This window comes from Leclercia adecarboxylata (assembly GCF_006171285.1).
Taxonomy (GTDB): Bacteria; Pseudomonadota; Gammaproteobacteria; order Enterobacterales; family Enterobacteriaceae; genus Enterobacter; species Enterobacter barmai.
Window position 1 is genome coordinate 1,286,879 of sequence record NZ_CP040889.1, and the last position, 17,060, is coordinate 1,303,938.

Here is a 17,060-nt window from a genome sequence, read left to right on the forward strand (position 1 = left end):
CGTCAATGGCGCTCACTTAACGCTTACGTTCACCTGAGGTGTTTTGGTTATCTGGCGTTACGTGACAGTGTTGGTCAGATACTTCCACCTCTTCAGAGTAAGTTTGATATGGAAAAAACGCTCCCGGACGGGAGCGTAATGACTTCGGCGTCAAATGAGGGGATGGAGGCTGCGGGTTAATTCTGGGTGATCTGGCTGCGTGCTTTTCAGCCTGCTGCTGATGAATAACGGAAGATAGACCATTATTCGCCTTCTCATGCACAACAGCGGCTTTCTCATGCTCGTTCATTTCGGAAAATGGCTTAGCAGTTTCTTGGGTGTTCTCAGGTTTGGATTTCATCATTTTTTTATGCATTTCAGCCATGTCCTGATGGGCAGCAGAATTGCCGTTTTGCATCATTTCATGGGACATTGCGGCTGATCGTGACCGCTCATATCCATCATTTTCATGCTCCCCGGCTTTGTGAATAAATCAGATTTCGGAAGTCCCCCGTAGCGGGTTGTGTTTTCAGCAGGCTACGCACGCTTTCAGGCATACCTGCTTTCATCATTTCAGCGCTCGTACCGTGGCCATAGCCTCTGCAACCCTGACCATATGTCGCAGTGTGAACCTCGAACAGCTGTTTTACCCGGTATCCGTTTCCGCTATCGAGCGACGGTTATAATCTGTTGTCCATTTCCACCGCGCATTACTCCCGGTCAGCCGCTGATTCGCAACAGCACGGTTACGGTCTGCATATTCACCGGGCCAGTAACCCGCGCCTTTTCGGGGCGGGATAAGCGCGCTGATTTTCTTACGCCGCAGTTCATCGTGACAGAGCCGGGTGTCGTAAGCGCTCCTGCCGATGCTGCCCTGATTTTTCTGTGAGTCTGCCGGATAAGACCCGGAAGGCTTCTGAGTCCGTCACATTGTTCAGCGACAGGTCTGCACAGATGATTTCATGTGTGTTGCTGTCAACTGCCAGATGCAACTTTCGCCAGATACGGCGGCGTTCCTGGCCATGTTTTTTGACTTTCCATTCGCCTTCACCAAAGACCTTCAGCCCGGTGGAATCAATCACCAGATGCGCGATTTCACCCCGGGTGGGCGTTTTGAAACTGACATTAACCGACTTTGCGCGCTTGCTGACACTGGTGTAATCCGGGCAGCGCAACGGAACATTCATCAGTGTAAAATGGAATCAATAAACCCTGTGCAGCCCGCAGGGTCAACCAACACCGTTTAATGACCAGAACGGTGGTGATGGCGAGATCAGAATAGCGCTGAGGTCTTCCCGTGAAAGGCGTTGCCGACTCATACCGCCTGAATAGCTTCATCATCCAGCCAGAAAGTTATGGAGCCACGGTTGATGAGGGCTTTATGGGTGGGCCAGTTGGTGATTTTGAACTTTTGCTTTGCCACGGAACGGTCTGCGTTGTCGGGAAGATGCGTGATCTGATCCTTCTCAGCAAAGTTCGATTTATTCAACAAAGCCAAACAGAAGCCACTGGAGCACCCTCAAAAACACCATCATACACTAAATCAGTAAGTTGGCAGCATCACCTTTTGCGTCTATAGTCATGATGTCAAATGAACGCGTTTCGACAGGAAATCATCATGAATAAATATCAGGCAGTTATTATTGGTTTTGGCAAGGCTGGAAAACATTAGCCGTCACGCTGGCAAAAGCAGGTTGGCGTGTGGCTCTCATCGAACAACAAATGCAATGTGGCGGGACCTCGTATTAATATCGGCTGTATCCCAACCAAAACATTGGTTCATGACGCACAGCAGCACACAGATTTTGTCCGTGCCATACAGCGTAAAAATGAAGTGGTTAATTTTTACGTAATAAGAATTTTCATAATCTTGCGGATATGCCCAATATCGACGTGATCGACGGCCGCGGAGTTTATCAATAATCATAGCCTGCTGTGTTCATCGGCCTGAGGGAAATTTGGAGATTCATGGCGAGAAAATTTTATTATACCGGTGCACGCCGTGGTTCCGCCAATTCCGAATTACCACACACGGGTGTATATGACAGCACCGGATTACTTAATCTAAAAGAATTGGGCATTTAGGTATTTTGGGCGGCGGATATATGGCGTTGAGTTCGCCTCTATGTTCGCTAATTTTGGCAGCAAAGTAACCATTTTAGAGGCAGCTTCGCTGTTTTTGCCTCGGGAAGATCGGGATATTGCTGATAATATCGCGACGATTTTACGCGATCAGGGCGTCGATATTATCCTCAATGCCCATGTGGAGCGAATCAGTCACCATGAAAATCAAGTGCAAGTGCATAGCGAGCACGCCCAACTGGCGGTGGATGCACTGTTAATAGCTTCCGGTCGTCAACCGGCTACCGCTTCGTTACATCCAGAAAATGCCGGTATCGCAGTAAACGAGCGCGGGGCAATTGTCGTTGACAAGCGATTACATACCACCGCAGACAATATTTGGGCGATGGGAGATGTTACCGGCGGGCTGCAATTTACTTACATATCACTGGATGATTACCGCATTGTACGTGATGAGTTACTGGGTGAAGGCAAACGTAGTACTGATGATCGGAAAATGTGCCTTATTCCGTATTTATGACACCGCCCCTGTCCAGGGTTGGTATGACAGAAGAACAAGCCAGAGAGAGTGGTGCTGATATTCAGGTGGTGACATTGCCTGTAGCTGCAATTCCGCGCGCCAGAGTGATGAACGATACCCGTGGGGTATTAAAAGCGATTGTTGATAATAAAACCCGGTAATGCTGTCAACCTGTTGATGACTATTTTAATCTGTAGTCATTCAATCCTTGTAACATCAGGATGATCCTGGTGTCAGTGAAAATACGAAATCAACACGTTGGTATCATTACCCACCTGTGAACTGACGTCGGCATTTTGAATCTCACTTCGGCGTGCCCCCTCCGAATGGCGCAAAACATTTCGTGGTATGGCATGATAGCACCCGAAGAGAGTCAATTCAGGGTGGTAAATGTGAAACCAGTAACGCTATACGATGTCGCAGAGTATGCCGGTGTCTCTTATCAGACCGTTTCCCGCGTGGTGAACCAGGCCAGCCACGTCTCTGCGAAAACGCGGGAAAAGGTGGAAGCGGCGATGGCGCAGCTGAACTACATTCCCAACCGCGTGGCACAACAACTGGCGGGGAAACAGTCGTTGCTGATTGGCGTTGCTACCTCCAGTCTGGCCCTGCACGCGCCGTCGCAAATTGTCGCGGCGATTAAATCTCGCGCCGATCAACTGGGTGCCAGCGTGGTGGTGTCGATGGTAGAACGAAGCGGCGTCGAAGCCTGTAAAGCGGCGGTGCACAATCTTCTCGCAACGCGTCAGTGGGCTGATCATTAACTATCCGCTGGATGACCGATGCCATTGCTGTGGAAGCTGCCTGCGCTAATGTTCCGGCGTTATTTCTTGATGTCTCTGACCAGACTCCCATCAACAGTATTATTTTCTCCCATGAAGACGGTACGCGACTGGGCGTGGAGCATCTGGTCGCATTGGGTCACCAGCAAATCGCGCTGTTAGCGGGCCCATTAAGTTCTGTCTCGGCGCGTCTGCGTCTGGCGGGCTGGCATAAATATCTCACTCGCAATCAAATTCATCCGATAGCGGAACGGGAAGGCGACTGGAGTGCCATGTCCGGTTTTCAACAAACCATGCAAATGCTAAATGAGGGCATCGTTCCCACTGCGATGCTGGTTGCCAACGATCAGATGGCGCTGGGCGCAATGCGCGCCATTACCGAGTCCGGGTTGCGCGTTGGTGCGGATATCTCGGTAGTGGGATACGACGATACCGAAGACAGCTCGTGTTATATCCCGCCGTTAACCACCATCAAACAGGATTTTCGCCTGCTGGGGCAAACCAGCGTGGACCGCTTGCTGAAACTCTCTCAGGGCCAGGCGGTGAAGAGCAATCAGCTGTTGCCCGTCTCACTGGTGAAAAGAAAAACCACCCTGGCGCCCAATACGCAAACCACCTCTCCCCGCACGTTGGCAGATTCCTTAATGCAGCTGGCACGACAAGTTTCCCGACTTGAAAGCGGGCAGTGAGCGCAACGCAATTAATGTGAGTCAGCTCACTCATTAGGCACCCCAGGCTTTACACTCTATGTGTCCGGCTCGTATGTTATGCGAAAATGTGAGCGGATAACAATTCACGCAGGATACAACTATGACAATGATTACGGATTCACTGGCCGTCGTATTACAACGTCGTGACTGGGAAAACCCTGGCGTTACCCAACTTAATCGCCTTGCGGCACATCCCCCTTTCGCCAGCTGGCGTAATAGCGAAGAGGCTCGCACCGATCGCCCTTCCCAAGAGTCGCGCAGCCTGAATGGTGAATGGCGCTTTGCCTGGTTTCCGGCACCAGAAGCGGTACCAGAAAGCTGGCTGGAGCGCGATCTTCCTGACGCCGATACTGTCATCGTCCCCTCAAACTGGCAGATGCACGGTTACGATGCGCCTATCTACACCAACGTGACCTATCCCATTGCGGTCAATCCGCCGTATGTTCCCACGGAGAATCCGACGGGTTGTTACTCGCTCACATTTAATGTTGATGAAAGCTGGCTACAGGAAGGCCAGACGCGTATTTTTGATGGTGTTAACTCGGCGTTTCATTTGTGGTGCAACGGGCGCTGGGTCGGTTACGGACAGGACAGTCGTTTGCCGTCTGAATTTGACCTGAGCGCATTTTTACACGCCGGAGAAAACCGCCTCGCGGTGATGGTGCTGCGCTGGAGTGACGGCAGTTATCTGGAAGATCAGGATATGTGGCGGATGAGCGGCATTTTCCGTGACGTCTCGTTGCTGCATAAACCGAGCACGCAAATCAGCGATTTCCATGTAGCCACTCACTTTAATGATGATTTCAGCCGCGCTGTACTGGAGGCAGACGTTCAGATGTACGGCGAGCTGCGCGATGAGCTGCGGGTGACGGTTTCTTTGTGGCAGGGTGAAACGCAGGTCGCCAGCGGCACCGCGCCTTTCGGCGGTGAAATTATCGATGAGCGTGGTGGTTATGCCGATCACGTCACCCTACGTCTGAACGTCGAAAACCCGAAACTGTGGAGCGCCGAAATCCCGAATCTCTATCGTGCGGTGGTTGAACTGCACACCGCCGACGGCACGCTGATTGAAGCAGAAGCCTGCGATGTCGGTTTCCGCGAGGTGCGGATTGAAAATGGTCTGCTGCTGCTGAACGGCAAGCCGTTGCTGATTCGCGGCGTTAACCGTCACGAGCATCATCCTCTGCATGGTCAGGTCATGGATGAGCAGACGATGGTGCAGGATATCCTGCTGATGAAGCAGAACAACTTTAACGCCGTGCGCTGTTCGCATTATCCGAACCATCCGCTGTGGTACACGCTGTGCGACCACTACGGCCTGTATGTGGTGGATGAAGCCAACATTGAAACCCACGGCATGGTGCCAATGAATCGTCTGACCGATGATCCGCGCTGGCTACCCGCGATGAGCGAACGCGTAACGCGAATGGTGCAGCGCGATCGTAATCACCCGAGTGTGATCATCTGGTCGCTGGGGAATGAATCAGGCCACGGCGCTAATCACGACGCACTCTATCGCTGGATCAAATCTGTCGATCCTTCCCGCCGGCGGAAGGCGGACGACACCTTCGCAACCGATATTATTTGCCCGATGTACGCGCGCGTGGATGAAGACCAGCCCTTCCCGGCTGTGCCGAAATGGTCCATCAAAAAATGGCTTTCGTTGCCTGGAGAGACGCGCCCGCTGATCCTTTGCGAATACGCCCACGCGATGGGTAACAGTCTTGGCGGCTTCGCTAAATACTGGCAGGCGTTTCGTCAGTACCCCGTTTACAGGGCGGCTTCGTCTGGGACTGGGTGGATCAGTCGCTGATTAAATATGATGAAAATGGCAATCCGTGGTCGGCTTACGGCGGTGATTTTGGCGATACGCCGAATGATCGCCAGTTCTGCATGAACGGTCTGGTCTTTGCAGACCGCACGCCGCATCCGGCGCTGACGGAAGCAAAACACCAGCAGCAGTTTTTCCAGTTCAGTTTATCCGGGCGAACCATCGAAGTGACCAGCGAATACCTGTTCCGTCATAGCGATAACGAGCTCCTGCACTGGATGGTGGCGCTGGATGGCAAGCCGCTGGCAAGCGGTGAAGTGCCTCTGGATGTCGCTCCACAAGGTAAACAGTTGATTGAACTGCCTGAACTACCGCAGCCGGAGAGCGCCGGACAACTCTGGCTAACGGTTCACGTAGTGCAACCGAACGCGACCACATGGTCAGCAGCCGGACACATCAGCGCCTGGCAGCAGTGGCGTCTGGCGGAAAACCTCAGCGTGACACTCCCTCCGCGCCCCACGCCATCCCGCAACTGACCACCAGCGAAACGGATTTTTGCATCGAGCTGGATAATAAGCGTTGGCAATTTAACCGCCAGTCAGGCTTTCTTTCACAGATGTGGATTGGCGATAAAAAACAACTGCTGACGCCGCTGCGCGATCAGTTCACCCGCGCACCGCTGGATAACGACATTGGCGTAAGTGAAGCGACCCGCATTGACCCTAACGCCTGGGTCGAACGCTGGAAGGCGGCGGGCCATTACCAGGCCGAAGCAGCGTTGTTGCAGTGCACGGCAGATACGCTTGCCGACGCGGTGCTGATTACCACGGTCCACGCGTGGCAGCATCAGGGGAAAACCTTATTTATCAGCCGGAAAACCTACCGGATTGATGGAAGTGGTCAAATGGCGATTACCGTTGATGTTGAAGTGGCGAGCAATACGCCACATCCGGCGCGGATTGGCCTGACCTGCCAGCTGGCGCAGGTAGCAGAGCGGGTAAACTGGCTCGGATTAGGGCCGCAAGAAAACTATCCCGACCGCCTTACTGCGGCCTGTTTTGACCGCTGGGATCTGCCATTGTCAGACATGTATACCCCGTACGTCTTCCCGAGCGAAAACGGTCTGCGCTGCGGGACGCGCGAATTGAATTATGGCCCACACCAGTGGCGCGGCGACTTCCAGTTCAACATCAGCCGCTACAGTCAACAGCAACTGATGGAAACCAGCCATCGCCATCTGCTGCACGCGGAAGAAGGCACATGGCTGAATATCGACGGTTTCCATATGGGGATTGGTGGCGACGACTCCTGGAGCCCGTCAGTGTCGGCGGAATTCCACCTTAGCGCCGGTAGCTACCATTACCAGTTGCTCTGGTGTCAAAAATAATAATAACCGGGCAGGCCATGTCTGCCCGTATTTCGCGTAAGGAAATCCATTATGTACTATTTAAAAAACACAAACTTTTGGATGTTCGGTTTATTCTTTTTCTTTTACTTTTTTATCATGGGAGCCTACTTCCCGTTTTTCCCGATTTGGCTACATGACATCAACCATATCAGCAAAAGTGATACGGGTATTATTTTTGCCGCTATTTCTCTGTTCTCGCTATTATTCCAACCGCTGTTTGGTCTGCTTTCTGACAAACTCGGGCTGCGCAAATACCTGCTGTGGATTATTACCGGCATGTTAGTGATGTTTGCGCCGTTCTTTATTTTTATCTTCGGGCCACTGTTACAATACAACATTTTAGTAGGATCGATTGTTGGTGGTATTTATCTAGGCTTTTGTTTTAACGCCGGTGCGCCAGCAGTAGAGGCATTTATCGAGAAAGTCAGCCGTCGCAGTAATTTCGAATATGGTCGCGCGCGGATGTTTGGCTGTGTTGGCTGGGCGCTGTGTGCCTCGATTGTCGGCATCATGTTCACCATCAATAATCAGTTTGTTTTCTGGCTGGGTTCTGGCTGTGCATTCATCCTCGCCGTTTTACTCTTTTTCGCCAAAACGGATGCGCCCTCTTCTGCCACGGTTGCCAATGCGGTAGGTGCCAACCATTCGGCATTTAGCCTTAAGCTGGCGCTGGAACTGTTCAGACAGCCAAAACTGTGGTTTTTGTCACTGTATGTTATTGGCGTTTCCTGCACCTACGATGTTTTTGACCAACAGTTTGCTAATTTCTTTACTTCGTTCTTTGCTACCGGTGAACAGGGTACGCGGGTATTTGGCTACGTAACGACAATGGGCGAATTACTTAACGCCTCGATTATGTTTTTTGCGCCACTGATCATTAATCGCATCGGTGGGAAAAACGCCCTGCTGCTGGCTGGCACTATTATGTCAGTACGTATTATTGGCTCATCGTTCGCTACCTCAGCACTGGAAGTGGTTATTCTGAAAACGCTGCATATGTTTGAAGTACCGTTCCTGCTGGTGGGCTGCTTTAAATATATTACCAGCCAGTTTGAAGTGCGTTTTTCAGCGACGATTTATCTGGTCTGTTTCTGCTTCTTTAAGCAACTGGCGATGATTTTATGTCTATTCTGGCGGGCAATATGTATGGTTTCGGCGTGGCGCCCGGTGCTGGGTCTGGTGGCGCTGGGCTTCACCATTTCCGTGTTCACGCTTAGCGGCCCCGGCCCACTTCTCTGCTGCGTCGCCGTGAATGAAGTCGCTTAAGAAATTAATGTCGGATACGGCGCGAGCGCCTTATCCGACCAACTTATCAGGACGGAATGTTAAAAATGAACATGTCGATGACAGAAAAAATAAAAGCAGGCAAGCTATTTACCGATATGTGCGAAGGCTTACCTGAAAAAAGACTTCGTGGGAAAACATTAATGTATGAGTTCAATCACTCGCATCCATCAGAAGTTGAAAAAAGGGTAATGACTCCAACTTATTGATAGTGTTTTATGTTCAGATAATGCCCGATGACTTTGTCATGCAGCTCCACCGATTTTGTGAGCGACAGCGACTTCCGTCCCAGCCGTGCCAGGTGCTGCCTCAGATTCAGGTTATGCCGCTCAATTCGCTGCGTATATCGCTTGCTGATTACGTGCAGCTTTCCCTTCAGGCGGGATTCATACAGCGGCCAGCCATCCGTCATCCATATCACCACGTCAAAGGGTGACAGCAGGCTCATAAGACGCCCCAGCGTCGCCATAGTGCGTTCACCGAATACGTGCGCAAACCGTCTTCCGGAGCCTGTCATACGCGTAAACAGCCAGCGCTGGCGCGATTTAGCCCCGACGTATCCCCACTGTTCGTCCATTTCCGCGCAGACGATGACGTCACTGCCCGGCTGTATGCGCGAGGTTACCGACTGCGGCCTGAGTTTTTTAAGTGACGTAAAATCGTGTTGAGGCCAACGCCCATAATGCGGGCGGTTGCCCGGCATCCAACGCCATTCATGGCCATATCAATGATTTTCTGGTGCGTACCGGGTTGAGAAGCGGTGTAAGTGAACTGCAGTTGCCATGTTTTACGGCAGTGAGAGCAGAGATAGCGCTGATGTCCGGCGGTGCTTTTGCCGTTACGCACCACCCCGTCAGTAGCTGAACAGGAGGGACAGCTGATAGAAACAGAAGCCACTGGAGCACCTCAAAACACCATCATACACTAAATCAGTAAGTTGGCAGCATCACCTGGCAGCTGAAAGTATGAATAATAACGCCCTGACAGGATATTTTATTGCACCCTGTCAAAAGTCATACATTCTTTCCCGGTTTTTGCTTTCTCATACCGGATAACTCTATTTAAGGCTTAAGGATAACCTTCGTCCATCCTTCATCCCGCTCATCGAAGTGCTTATATCCGGCAGGAGCCTCTTCAAGCGAAAGACGATGAGAAATTATTTTGCCCGGACTGGCTTTATCGTGATGGATGAGGCGAGACAGCTGACGGTTATAGGCCTTAACGTTCGCCTGGCCGGTACGGATTGCCTGTCCTTTAAACCAGAAACTCCCAAAATCAAATGGCATCTTACCCTCTCTGGCAAGCTCCGATTCAGCCCCCGGATCCTGAGGAATAAAGACGCCAACCACACCAATTCCCCCGGTTGCTTTCGTCGACGCAACAAGACTGTTCATGGTGACAGAGTTATCTTCATGGCCATGTTTGTTACAGCACTGATAGCCAACACATTCGCAGCCACAATCCGTACCGCGTCCATCCGTCAGGTCGAGAATTTTTTGTACAGCTTCATCGCCAGTAGCATTGATGCCCGTCGCCCCCATTTTTTCAGCCAGAGCCAACCGGTCTGTGTGCGTATCAACCACAAACACCTGTGAAGCACCTTTAATGATCGCCGAATGAGCTGCCATCAAACCGACCGGCCCCGCGCCATAAATGGCCACGCTTTCACCGGGCTTCAATCCGGCAAGTGTTGCATGCCAGCCGGTAGGAAAATGTCAGAGAGCATCACATAATCATCTTCTTTTTCTGCCGCATCAGGGGGAAGAACAAGGCAGTTAAAGTCGGCAAATGGCACCCGAAGCAGTTCCGCCTGCCCCCCCTCCCAGGGACCCATTTCAGCAAAACCATAAGCTGCGCCTGCCGAACCCGGATTGGTAGTGAGACAAAAGCCGGTCAGACCTTTTTCACAGTTTTCGCAAAAACCACATCCCACGTTAAACGGCAGACAAACATAGTCGCCCACCTTAATACGTTCAACGCCTGAGCCAATTTCGACCACTTCACCCAGGTGTTTCGTGACCCAGAATCCGTCCCTGTTCAAAGCTGGTCCGGCCCTCATACATGTGCAAGTCCGACCCACAAATGTTGGTGGTGGTGATGCGGACGAGTACATCCGTGGGGCGGACAATTTTCGCATCCGGTACGTCTTTTACTTTTACATCATAAGGACCGTTGTAAATTACTGCTTTCATGATCTTCTCCTTCTTGCGTGCGGAAAGGAAATGCTGCCCGGCGGATTGGGGTATCAATCGAGTTTAGCTGCCATAACAGATCTCGCGATCGGCGAAAGGACGATTAGGATGTTTCTTAACTAAGGAAGGTGCGAATAAGCAGGTCATTTCTTCCCAAGCTGACTCGCTGATTAAAATTTCGCGGATCTGGGCCGATTTTTTTCCCGCAAACACATCGAATCAGCCTATTTAGGCGGCTTTTTTCCACCATTTCTGGCGTTATTTCCGGTTTTTACTGAGATCTCTCCCACTGACGTATCATTTGGTCCACCCGAAACAGGTTGGCCAGGGTGAATCGCCACGGATAATCTAGACACTTCCGAGCCGTTGATAATACTGGTTTTCATATTCTGTCGGTGACATCTGTTCGCTAGAACCATGCCGACGCTTACTGTTATAAAACATTTCGAAGTAATCAAAATATCACTGCGGGCTTCTTCCCGCGTTCCGTAGATCTTTTCTTTATCCGTTCACGTTTCAACAACTGGAAAACTTTCTGCAACCGTATCATGGCAGTTACCGCGACGGCTCATGCTACCCTCCGTGCCGTGTGATTTCAGGAACGACTGCCACTCATGGCTTGTGTACTGACTGCCCTGATCCGAATGAACCAGCACCTGTTTTTCGGGATTACGCCGCCATACAGCCATCAGCAGTGCGTTCAGGACAATGTCCTTTGTCATCCGGGATTGCATGGACCAGCCGATAATTTTGCGTGAGAACAGATCAACAACAACGGCAAGATACAGCCAGCCTTCGTGGGTCCTGATGTAGGTTATGTCCGTTACCCAACGCTCATCAGGAGCATCCGGATTGAACTGTCGCTGGAGCCTGTTGGGTGACACGATACTGGCCTCGCCTTTACGTGCCCGCGGGCTTCGGTATCCGACCTGAGCCTTTATTCCGACACGTTTCATCAGTCTCCAGACTCTGTTTACTCCGCACTGTTGCCCGCTGTCACGCAGATCCAGATGGATTTTGCGATAACCATAGACGCATCCCGATTCCAGCAGAACTGTTTAATCTGTCCTGTCAGTCAGGTCTGCCTGATGGCGTTGTGAATGCGGCTGCTGAAGCGCGTAAAACCACTGGGATGAACATCCAGCACCCGACAGAGCAGGCGAACAGGCCAGCAACAGGAGTTGTCACGGATAAAGGCGTACCTCAGTCGGACAGCTTTGCGAAGTACGCCGCGGCTTTTAATATTGCCGTTCGTCGGTAACCCGTTTCAGCTCTTTCTGGAGACGGCGGATCTCGGCCTGAGCATCTGACTGTTCTTTATTAGTGGAAGAATCCGACCGTACTTCTTTATCCGTGCATAAAGGCTGTGGGTGGTGATATCGAGACGTGTTGCAACGCTGGCAACAGAATAACCGCGATCAACAACCTGTTTGACTGCTTCAGTTTTAAACTCTTCAGGATAACGCTTACCGCTCATGGGCACCTCTCTTTAAGTCATCTTAAATGACTCTGAGGTGTCTGTTAAACGCGTGGCGATTCACCTCGCGTCCTTCCGTTCAGTATAGCTCAGTCCCTGACACCACCGAGAACGGAATGACGTCCCCTTTCTCCCTCCCGGTGTTGCGTTCAAGCTCCCTGACATACTGCTGTAAAAGTATAAGGTTATGTAACAGCTCTACATTTTCAGCCATCATCTTTTGATTTCTTCCCTCAGCTCATTTCTCTGACGGCGATACTTTTCTTTCAGCTTGATCTGCTGCTCAATGCCCTGCTCATCAACCGGCGCGGTGCCCGCACGTTTTTCAGACTGCGGATAGCCTCCTGACCTGCCTGTACTCAGGACAGTTATAATTCAGGGTGCCGTTTGCCAGCCCTGCTCGTTTTCCACAGCATACTGGCTGATACGCTCCCCTGATAACATCAGTTCCCTCAGGGCCTGCTCTGCTCTTGCCTGTGTTTTTAACCCCCGACTGTTCGTTCGTCATGCTCTATTCATCCTTTTCAAAAAAGCGGACAGCATCTGCATAAAAATCTCTCTCAAGCATCAGAAAATCCCTGTCAGCCTGAGGAGCATTATTTCGCACGGCAATCTCCAGAAGGTTGTCATAATGAGCCATCCTGCGTTTCCACACGGGAACACAGCTCCGGCCAGCATGTTCTCACATCCCGGATTGCAGGACGCTGACTGAACAACCGCCTTAAACTCGCAGTCACCAAGCAGGCCTTCATGCTGGGAGCAAGAATTAAGTTCCCGGAAGCTGAGAGAGTTCGGTATCAACCCTTTCAATCTCGGCAGCGAATGCCTGAGGATCCCCGGCTAAATGCGAAGCGTTGAGTGCACCGGACATATACCACTCCGTCATGCCTCTGATTAAGTGCTTAAACTGCCGGATAAGATCATTAGTAGAAATCAGATCAAGACGCCTGAGGTACAGCAAGTGAACGGCGAAACTGATGGGTTCGCAATGGCCAGAAAGCCCCTCCCGAATCTCCATCCGCGTTCATCATCACGTATGTTTGGATTTAAAAGCCTGAACTCATCAATATGGTCACGTCGGATGAACAGATGGTGTCTTTTCACAAATTTCTTTGCCCACTCAGTCTGGCGCTGCGTCCCCATAAAGAGAGTTCCCATAGCGACAAACAACCCAGTCTTCGTGACTTCCACCTTCCGGGGCGAACTTATGCAACACCGAACGAAGTCCTGGATACACATCATAAATCAGTGAACCGTGCATCACGCCGCACTTCGCTGTGTCTCATCCCCGACATGGCCTGTATCACATTCATGACTTTTAACGTCAGCTCAAAATGCCGTGTTCAGCTTTATGTGATCAACGCCAATAAAATCAGATCTCCAGCGCTTATTTTTATGTACCGAGAACCAGCCCATCCCGGGGCAAGTGTCGCGAAAGCGCCCGAATTTCCCCGGCAACAATATTGTAGTAATACGCGGCCCGGTAATGGTATGCTTTTTGCTGTCCCTCTTTACGGGCTTCCAGCGACGTATAGTAAGGCGAATCATAAAACCGTTTATGATGCGCACAGCCGGGAAAACCCGTCAAAATCGAAATCACTGATTTCAGCATCCAGTTCAGTAATCAGCCCTTCCCAGCAGACATCTAAGACTGAAAGGCATACAATATGTCTGGTTTGAATCATCCACACTGTTGTAACTGTCGAAGCTAATATCAGGAAAGTAACCGTATTTTCGAAGACGGGTATGACCTGTCAGCGAATATCCGCCAGTCCATAAAGTAATTACGTAATGTTCTTTCAGAACGCTTCCTGCCGTGCTCATCCTCCTCCTTCATCTTTACAATGAAAGCATTCCGGACAAGCGGAAAACGAAGCTGAAACAGACTGCGATACCCCATAGACTCAATAATACGGGCTCCCGCCACAATGTTTGCACATTTCCGGATCAGTGACTGCGTCTTCGCGGTCCTGCCGACAATCAGAGCAGGCTGGCTGAGATGATTTTGGCTTCAAGACGCAGTTCAGGATCCCGTATGCCTGAAAATTAACGGTTCTTAACGTTTCACCAATATGGGTTCTGACATAGCGATTGGTCCAGACATCATCCCTGAAATAAATATTCAGCGTCTCCTCATTGATAAAACGCATATCATGTTCATCTGAGCTGGCGATAACCGTTATTCAGACGTTCAAAGCTTTTGTTTTCTAGTGCCTCACAGATGATATCCTCAGTCGGAAACTCATCCCTGAACGAAGCGGCGTTCCGGCAGGAAACTCCGCCATTCGACTACGGCTTACCTTTTTCTTCAAATCTGCCATACCAGCCACACCTTCTCGCTGAAGTTTAACGCGCGCTCAGGGTCGCCTCATCTACCAGCCCAAGCCGTAAATCAATCTTCAGGAGTAACGTTTCATAACGCTCCACAGCATTGACCGAACCGATGTACAACGGTTTTCCATACTCGATAGCATGCCTGAATGACAGCAGGAGCCATACAGACTCCAGCGTTTCCACAACGCAACTTTTTGAACATTCGACACAATGAGAAAAATCCGCACAAGCCTTTGGTGTCCAAATCGTTTTTGCTTTTTATAAAGCGCAATTCAATATCTGTAGGCGGCTCCTGCGATCGACATCCCGGCCATTCAATAAAGATCCACACCCTCATCGCTTCCACGCAGATCGATCCCCAGCTCATCAGCAACTTTTACCCGCTCGGATAACGCACGTGTCGCAATCCCCTGATTCATAAGCGTATCGTGCAGCACTGAAGTTCCTTCGCCCCCTGTGGGTTACCTGCAGCATAATTCCGCCTGTAAGTGCCCCAGTTATGCTGTGCTTTTCCGCCGTAATCAGACCATTCTTTAATGTTCTGTCCGTATACTGCTCAGACGTTTTGCGCCAGAAACGGTAATTGATGGAAGCGAGGGATTAAGCTGCCGCATCGTGGCCCACGCCCCTCAGAGTTAGAAAATTTAGTCAGATGACTGGGATTAAGAGAATAAAGCTTACGGAATTTCACCTGCGGCTCACTCAGAAACAGCGCCTGTACCGGAGGGAGTTATCTGCGGAAACCAGATAGTTAACGATGTCGTCCTGAGCCTGATAAAGACAGAAACCAGTAATAGCCCGCACGTTTGGTCACATACTCCGATTTACCTATCGTCAGACGTATATACTTATTCGCTCTCCCTTATAAACATAATCAGTGCTGATACCCTTTTCATCCAGATGTATATCATCCCGCGTCAGACCCAGAACCTGAGAGGTGTTTCCCATGTGTGGTAACAGAACAGAAAAGAAGTAAGAAAGTAATTTTCCAGAACGTCCCTGATGATGATCTCTGCCCTGCTGACCCCGTTCTCTCCCGGATACCGGAAATACGCTTCATAAACAGGTGCCAGCAAAGACGGTGAGAAATGCCGCACCCCTTTTTCCGATTTAGCGATATGCTCCCGGATACATCCGCAAGGAACTCATTCATGGATGACAACTGCCTCAGGATCTGAAAGTTCATTCGTATAGCTATCCCTTCCTGTGCTGATACGTTCCTTTCGGTAAGAATTCATATTCATACCGCCTCTGAATCTGCCCGCCCGTAAGCAAAAACCGGTTGACCACGGACAAGTAGTGTCTTGCCATCCTGACTGAAATTTTTCGCCGACGAATATCGTTCATGAGATGTTTAATATACATTTCAACGCCTTCAGCCGTGCCATAGTCATACTGATTGACTGACTGCCATATAAAAACATATTGAGATAACGGAAAATGGTTAACCTTCCGGCGGGATGACAGAAGAAATCGTTTCAGAGAGGCAATAAAATCGCGTTTTCAGGGCGGGCAAGATGTGAATGTTCACTAAACCATCCGGGGAGCAACACATAATCTGAAAAATGAGCCTGAAGATAAACGTCAAGTAAATAATATCGGTTCAGATCCCGCTGAGTGATGTGTCCGCTCGTCCCCATGACAGCACATTTTCGGCCATCCACGTTATCTGCGTTTCACTCCGGCTCATATATGGCTCCATCGCGACCTGCAGCACCGTCAATCAATGTCCATGACCCCGGCGACTGCATCAGAAATCTGGTTTTGCTGAAGAAAGACGATGTATTTCATCGTCGTATTTTCGCTTTTATGGCCCATCCAGTATTTTACTGTACAGCGCATTTGCGGCCTGATCGGGATAGCAACTCAGTGCCGAGCGTAAAAATGGGTCGCAAACGTTGCCCGCAAATCATGGGGTTTATGTCTGAACACATTTCCCGGAGCAGACCGGGCCGCGATGGCGAAAACTGTACCAGCGGGAGTAAAGGCTTTTCAGACATCCGTTTCCGTTTGCCATTAAAAATAAAGGCTCGTGCCGCCCTTCCCCACCCTGTCGTGCACGCCATTTTGGATCTTCTTTTCATACTCCTCATCCGCCAGATAATCCAGAACCTGCTCGTACAATCGTCTGGTGATGAAGAGTTCTCGCGTCATCCCAAACTTCGTATGAACTCCGCATCTCGGACCAATATGAAGCCCCTGATGGTCAACTCAGATACAGGGACACTGGCAAGGTACTCTTCAGTAAAGAGTGACGACGGCAGGGTCAGCATTCATCCAGCCGTAGCCCACAATTTTCATCAGCACAATCATTAAACTGAACAACCCGGACTCAGATTTCAGTGCCTCACCCGGATATGAACCTCTGCATCATTCAGTGGGTTGATTGTCCTTTTGTTGTGCTGGTTATCCTGATGGCAAGATCCGAACTTATCACCTTGCGTCGCCCGTCAACGACTTTTCGACCAACGTAAAAATGAGCTGGCAGCCAGCTCACCACTTGCCCAGAAATACGTAAAAC

The 17,060-nt window shown here is 50.5% G+C and carries 9 protein-coding genes and 8 pseudogenes; 6 read left to right on the top strand and 11 right to left on the bottom strand.

Annotated elements, in window-relative coordinates:
• Positions 1 to 176: 176 nt before the first annotated feature.
• Together FHN83_RS07900 and FHN83_RS07905 are read right to left on the bottom strand one after the other, a co-directional pair.
• Positions 177 to 453, bottom strand: a pseudogene (locus FHN83_RS07900) (copper-binding protein); the annotation flags it as partial.
• A gap of 59 nt (positions 454 to 512) precedes the next feature.
• Positions 513 to 1,402 (bottom strand): annotated as a pseudogene (locus FHN83_RS07905) (IS5 family transposase); the annotation flags it as partial.
• Between the two features lie 195 nt (positions 1,403 to 1,597).
• On the opposite strand from FHN83_RS07905, the pseudogene FHN83_RS07910 reads away from it, so the two are divergent.
• The 5 genes and pseudogenes from FHN83_RS07910 to FHN83_RS07930 all read left to right on the top strand — a co-directional run.
• Positions 1,598 to 2,739, top strand: a pseudogene (locus FHN83_RS07910) (FAD-dependent oxidoreductase); the annotation flags it as partial.
• A gap of 234 nt (positions 2,740 to 2,973) precedes the next feature.
• Positions 2,974 to 4,052 (top strand): annotated as a pseudogene (gene lacI / locus FHN83_RS07915) (DNA-binding transcriptional repressor LacI).
• A 121-nt stretch (positions 4,053 to 4,173) separates the two neighbouring features.
• Positions 4,174 to 7,231 (top strand): annotated as a pseudogene (lacZ, locus tag FHN83_RS07920) (beta-galactosidase).
• Between the two features lie 51 nt (positions 7,232 to 7,282).
• A complete protein-coding gene (locus FHN83_RS07925) occupies positions 7,283 to 8,518 on the top strand; it encodes an MFS transporter (RefSeq protein ID WP_255296513.1) in 1,236 nt (411 codons plus the stop codon).
• Positions 8,519 to 8,583: 65 nt separating this feature from the next.
• Positions 8,584 to 8,724, top strand: a pseudogene (locus FHN83_RS07930) (maltose acetyltransferase domain-containing protein); the annotation flags it as partial.
• A gap of 14 nt (positions 8,725 to 8,738) precedes the next feature.
• Here FHN83_RS07930 and FHN83_RS07935 read toward each other — a convergent pair.
• The 9 genes and pseudogenes from FHN83_RS07935 to FHN83_RS28560 all read right to left on the bottom strand — a co-directional run bounded on the left by FHN83_RS07935 (position 8,739) and on the right by FHN83_RS28560 (position 14,976).
• Positions 8,739 to 9,239: an IS1 family transposase gene (locus FHN83_RS07935; protein WP_419146409.1), complete on the bottom strand. Its 501-nt coding sequence runs from the start codon at positions 9,237 to 9,239 to the stop codon at positions 8,739 to 8,741.
• A complete protein-coding gene (locus FHN83_RS28950) occupies positions 9,158 to 9,433 on the bottom strand; it encodes an IS1-like element transposase (protein ID WP_000179213.1) in 276 nt (91 codons plus the stop codon). Before FHN83_RS28950 ends, FHN83_RS07935 begins: the two co-directional genes overlap by 82 nt.
• A 164-nt stretch (positions 9,434 to 9,597) precedes the next feature.
• Positions 9,598 to 10,197, bottom strand: coding sequence for a zinc-binding dehydrogenase (locus FHN83_RS28535; RefSeq protein WP_255296515.1), 600 nt, complete (start codon positions 10,195 to 10,197; stop codon positions 9,598 to 9,600).
• 14 nt (positions 10,198 to 10,211) lie between these two features.
• The gene (locus tag FHN83_RS28540) at positions 10,212 to 10,535 is read right to left on the bottom strand and encodes an alcohol dehydrogenase catalytic domain-containing protein (protein ID WP_255296516.1); all 324 of its coding nucleotides are present in this window, start codon (positions 10,533 to 10,535) and stop codon (positions 10,212 to 10,214) included.
• A gap of 1 nt (position 10,536) precedes the next feature.
• The gene (locus FHN83_RS28545; protein ID WP_255296517.1) at positions 10,537 to 10,728 is read right to left on the bottom strand and encodes an alcohol dehydrogenase catalytic domain-containing protein; all 192 of its coding nucleotides are present in this window, start codon (positions 10,726 to 10,728) and stop codon (positions 10,537 to 10,539) included.
• 271 nt (positions 10,729 to 10,999) lie between these two features.
• Positions 11,000 to 11,062 (bottom strand): annotated as a pseudogene (locus tag FHN83_RS28955) (hypothetical protein); the annotation flags it as partial.
• Between the two features lie 14 nt (positions 11,063 to 11,076).
• Positions 11,077 to 12,205 (bottom strand): annotated as a pseudogene (locus FHN83_RS07950) (IS3 family transposase).
• Between the two features lie 511 nt (positions 12,206 to 12,716).
• Positions 12,717 to 12,845, bottom strand: a complete 129-nt coding sequence (locus tag FHN83_RS28555) for a hypothetical protein (protein WP_255296518.1) — start codon at positions 12,843 to 12,845, stop codon at positions 12,717 to 12,719.
• 2,008 nt (positions 12,846 to 14,853) lie between these two features.
• The gene (locus tag FHN83_RS28560; protein WP_255296519.1) at positions 14,854 to 14,976 is read right to left on the bottom strand and encodes a hypothetical protein; all 123 of its coding nucleotides are present in this window, start codon (positions 14,974 to 14,976) and stop codon (positions 14,854 to 14,856) included.
• Between the two features lie 1,327 nt (positions 14,977 to 16,303).
• On the opposite strand from FHN83_RS28560, the gene FHN83_RS28205 reads away from it, so the two are divergent.
• Entirely contained in the window at positions 16,304 to 16,855 is a 552-nt protein-coding gene (locus FHN83_RS28205; RefSeq protein ID WP_176556486.1) for a hypothetical protein, read from the top strand.
• Positions 16,856 to 17,060: the final 205 nt, after the last annotated feature.

Coding starts and splice junctions, on each gene's coding strand:
- FHN83_RS07925 (WP_255296513.1), top strand. CDS start 7,283: ATGTACTATTTAAAAAACACAAACTTTTGGATGTTCGGTTTATTCTTT.
- FHN83_RS07935 (WP_419146409.1), bottom strand. CDS start 9,239: ATGCCGGGCAACCGCCCGCATTATGGGCGTTGGCCTCAACACGATTTT.
- FHN83_RS28545 (WP_255296517.1), bottom strand. CDS start 10,728: ATGAAAGCAGTAATTTACAACGGTCCTTATGATGTAAAAGTAAAAGAC.
- FHN83_RS28555 (WP_255296518.1), bottom strand. CDS start 12,845: ATGGCTCATTATGACAACCTTCTGGAGATTGCCGTGCGAAATAATGCT.